The organism is Spirulina sp. 06S082, assembly GCF_034932145.1.
In the GTDB taxonomy this organism is placed as follows: Bacteria; Cyanobacteriota; Cyanobacteriia; order Cyanobacteriales; family Spirulinaceae; genus CCY15215.
The window spans coordinates 1-3,636 of record NZ_JAYGHV010000359.1; the positions used below are offsets into that span (position 1 = coordinate 1).

At 43.2% G+C, this 3,636-nt stretch carries 4 protein-coding genes; all 4 read left to right on the plus strand.

The features are described 5' to 3' along the window. Positions 1-934 (plus strand): isochorismatase (locus VB714_RS21185; RefSeq protein WP_323226676.1); only part of this gene is annotated, 934 nt, incomplete at its 5' end. A gap of 45 nt (positions 935-979) precedes the next feature. Further along, positions 980-1,588 (plus strand): Uma2 family endonuclease, encoded by a 609-nt coding sequence (locus VB714_RS21190; protein WP_323226677.1) that lies wholly within the window; start codon positions 980-982, stop codon positions 1,586-1,588. Positions 1,589-1,695: 107 nt separating this feature from the next. Further along, positions 1,696-2,487 carry a hypothetical protein gene (locus tag VB714_RS21195; RefSeq protein WP_323226678.1) on the plus strand — a complete coding sequence of 264 codons (792 nt, stop codon included), beginning with the start codon at positions 1,696-1,698 and terminating at the stop codon, positions 2,485-2,487. A gap of 456 nt (positions 2,488-2,943) precedes the next feature. Further along, on the plus strand, positions 2,944-3,372 hold the full coding sequence (locus VB714_RS21200) for a photosystem I reaction center subunit II PsaD (protein ID WP_323226679.1): 429 nt from the start codon (positions 2,944-2,946) through the stop codon (positions 3,370-3,372). Positions 3,373-3,636 lie beyond the last annotated feature (264 nt).

Below are 3,636 nucleotides of genomic sequence, written 5' to 3' on the forward strand. Positions count from 1 at the left end.
AAAACGGTGGCATATTCAACCCGCAGCCAAAGATAAAACGCGCATTTGTCTGATGGCGATCGACGTGCAGAATACCTTTTGTATCCCTAACTTTGAACTGTTTGTGGGAGGGCGATCGGGAACTGGCGCGATCGATGATAATCAGCGTTTATGCGAGTTTATCTATCATAATTTAGGGACAATTACGGAAATTGCACCGACGATGGATACCCATACTGCTATGCAAATTTTCCATCCTTTTTTCTGGATCAATGATGCGGGAGAACATCCGACTCCTGCGGCGACAATGATTACATTAGGGGATGTTCAAAAAGGAGTTTGGAAGGTTAATCCTGCTGTTGCTTATAGCCTCGTCAATGGTAATTATTTGGCATTGCAAAAGCACGCTTTTCATTATGTCAAAAAATTGGACGATGAGGGTAAATATCCTCTAACGATTTGGCCGTACCATTCTGTATTAGGTGGCATTGGTCACGCCCTAGTTTCGGCAGTCGAAGAAGCTCTATTTTTCCACAATCTCGCACGGAATAGTCAGACCCGGTTTGAAATTAAAGGCGGCAATCCTTTAACTGAAAATTATTCGGTGTTACGTCCAGAGGTTTTAGAAAGTGCTGATGGTCGTCCTATTGCTCAGAAAAATACTCGCTTTATTCAGAAATTGTTGGATTTTGATGCAGTGATTATCGCCGGACAAGCGAAGAGTCATTGTGTTGCTTGGACGATTGACGATCTACTCACAGAAATTCAAGCTAAAGACCCAGATTTAGCTAAGAAAGTTTACTTATTAGAAGACTGTACTTCTCCCGTTGTTATCCCCGGTGTCATTGATTTTACAGACCAAGCAAATGCAGCATTCGATCGCTTTGCTAAAGCTGGAATGCACTTGGTTAAATCCACTGATGCACTGGAAACTTGGCCGGGTTTGAGTTTATAAAATTGCCAAAATGTACTATACTGTAAAAAAGTTGGAGATTTTCCCATGATCCAAGCACTTCCCAAACTTCTCAGCTTTGAAGAATTTCTGGATTGGTATCCAGAGAATGGAATTTACGAACTACATGAGGGAGTCATAGTTGAATTGCAACCCAGAGGAAGCCACGAGAAAATTGCCGGATTCATTGCCGCACAATGTATTCTAGAAATTTACCGCCTGAAATTGCCTTTCTTCATTCCGGGTGGATGTATTGTCAGACCTCCTGATGCCGATACAGGTTATAAGCCAGATATAATCATTTTAGATGATACGGTTTTGCAGAAAGAAACACTCTGGGAAAAGCGATCGACGGTTTCTAATGGTAAAACAGTTAAATTATTGATTGAGGTTGCTAGTACTAATTGGCGAGATGACTATCTCATAAAACTTAAAGACTATGAAGAGATGGGCATTCAAGAATATTGGATTGTAGATTATTTGGGATTAGCGGCAACTCGATATATCGGTTCTCCCAAAATGCCCATAATCTCGATTTATTCGTTAGTCGATGGAGAATATCAAGTCACTCAGTTTCGAGGGGAAGAAGAAATAATTTCTCCAACTTTTCCCGAGCTAAAATTAACCGCAGCACAAATCTTTAATGCGATGAGTTAAGGCGATCGCAAATGTCAGGAAAACTGCCGTTATTATCTAAGGGTTTGGAGACCAAACCCCTACAATATTTTTGGAGACCAAACCCCTACAATATTAAGGAGATTATCATGAGTCAAAATACACCCAATCTTAACAATCTGTTCCAATCCGCACAAGATGACGGATTACTATCCAACGCATCCATGCAAGCATTAAATGTTCTCGATATTGGTGCAGAAATTCAAGCGGGTTTGGGGATTAATGTGGATGATGTGACCGCTAGTGAGGTCGTTCTTGTCACTATTATGCCAGACGATTCCGGCTCTATTCGCTTTGGGGGCAATTCTCAAGCAGTACGAGGAGGACATAATGCCGTTTTAGATGCCCTTGGCAGTACGCAACAACAGGATAGTATTCTCATTCATACAAGATATTTGAATGGGTTTGTTCTCTATCCCTATTGTCCTCTCTCTCAAGCCGTGCGAATGGATCCCAAAAATTACAATCCTAACCAAGGTACGCCCCTTTACGATCAAACCGTCGTTTTGTTAGGCACCGTGTTGGCAAAAGCGCAGGAATTTGAGGATAATGGCGTTCCTGTACGGACAATTACCCTGATTATTACCGATGGAGCCGACGAACATTCGCGGCGATCGCAAGCTAAAGATGTGAGCGCGATCGCCAAAGATATGTTACGGGCAGAAAATCACATTATTGCAGCAATGGGCATTGATGACGAATGCACGAATTTTCAGAAAGTTTTCCAAGAAATGGGCATTCGCGATGAGTGGATTTTAACTCCGGGCAAGAGTGAAAAAGAAATTCGCCAAGCCTTTCAAGTGTTCTCACAGTCAGCAGTACAGGCGAGTCAGGGGGCGGGAAGTTTTTCCCAGTCGTCTTTGGGAGGATTTGGCGGCTAATTGAGCTAATTTAACCCGAGTTGCTAGTTACAAATAGAATACGTTGCGATCCCCCTAAATCCCCCTTAAAAAAGGGGACTTTGGGATTCTTCCTGCTTAAAAAAGGGGACTTTGGGATTCTTCCTGCTTAAAAAAGGGGACTTTGGGATTCTTCCTGCTTAAAAAAGGGGGCTTCGGGATTCTTCCTGCTTAAAAAAGGGGACTTTGGGATTCTCCCCCCTTATCAAGGGGGGCTGGGGGGGATCGAATCAATAACTAGCTAATTGAGCTAATTTAACCGGGATGCGATCGCCACACGCCAAATTTTACGATGGGTTTGCCCTAGAGCGCTAGGAAGAGGAGAACCCATCAACCCACTAATGTTAAACAACTGTTACAGTTCTTGACAAAACCTGAAAATAAATAACCCCGCAATGATAGCATTTCCCTAAATCATACGATTTAGAGAGAAGAATTATGACAGAAGCTCTTTCCGGAAAAATGCCCATGTTTGGCGGTAGCACCGGTGGTTTGCTTACCAAAGCAGAAACCGAAGAAAAATACGCCATTACTTGGTCGAGTACATCCGAGCAAGTTTTTGAAATGCCCACCGGTGGCGCAGCAATCATGAACGCTGGCGACAATCTACTGTATCTTGCCCGTAAAGAGCAGTGTCTCGCCCTCGGTACTCAACTTCGTACCAAGTTCAAGCCGAAAATTCAGGACTACAAAATTTACCGGGTTTATCCTAATGGAGAAATCCAGTATCTGCACCCTGCGGATGGTGTATTCCCTGAAAAAGTTAACGAAGGCCGCGGACCCGTTGGTAAAAAGGATCGCTCTATCGGCAAAAATCCTGAGCCTGTTACGGTTAAGTTCTCCGGTCAAGAAACGTTTGAAGTTTAAGTTTAACTAGAACTTGCGAAAAGTCTCTTCTGCAAATCTCTGATTGCAGCAAAAGACACCGCAAAAGACAATGATAGGGGTGCAATCTGCGCCCCTTTTATTTTTGATCGCTAGAGGCGATCGCCAAACAAAAATCGCCCGGTCTTTCCTTTTGTTGCAGAAATTTAGAGAAACCCTTCCACGCCTGTGGCAAAATATGGAAATACAAGTATAAAGGCGATCGCACCCTAAATTTTGTCTCGTTCCTTACCCTACTTCCCCGCA

Coding starts and splice junctions, on each gene's coding strand:
- VB714_RS21190 (WP_323226677.1), top strand. CDS start 980: ATGATCCAAGCACTTCCCAAACTTCTCAGCTTTGAAGAATTTCTGGAT.
- VB714_RS21195 (WP_323226678.1), top strand. CDS start 1,696: ATGAGTCAAAATACACCCAATCTTAACAATCTGTTCCAATCCGCACAA.
- VB714_RS21200 (WP_323226679.1), top strand. CDS start 2,944: ATGACAGAAGCTCTTTCCGGAAAAATGCCCATGTTTGGCGGTAGCACC.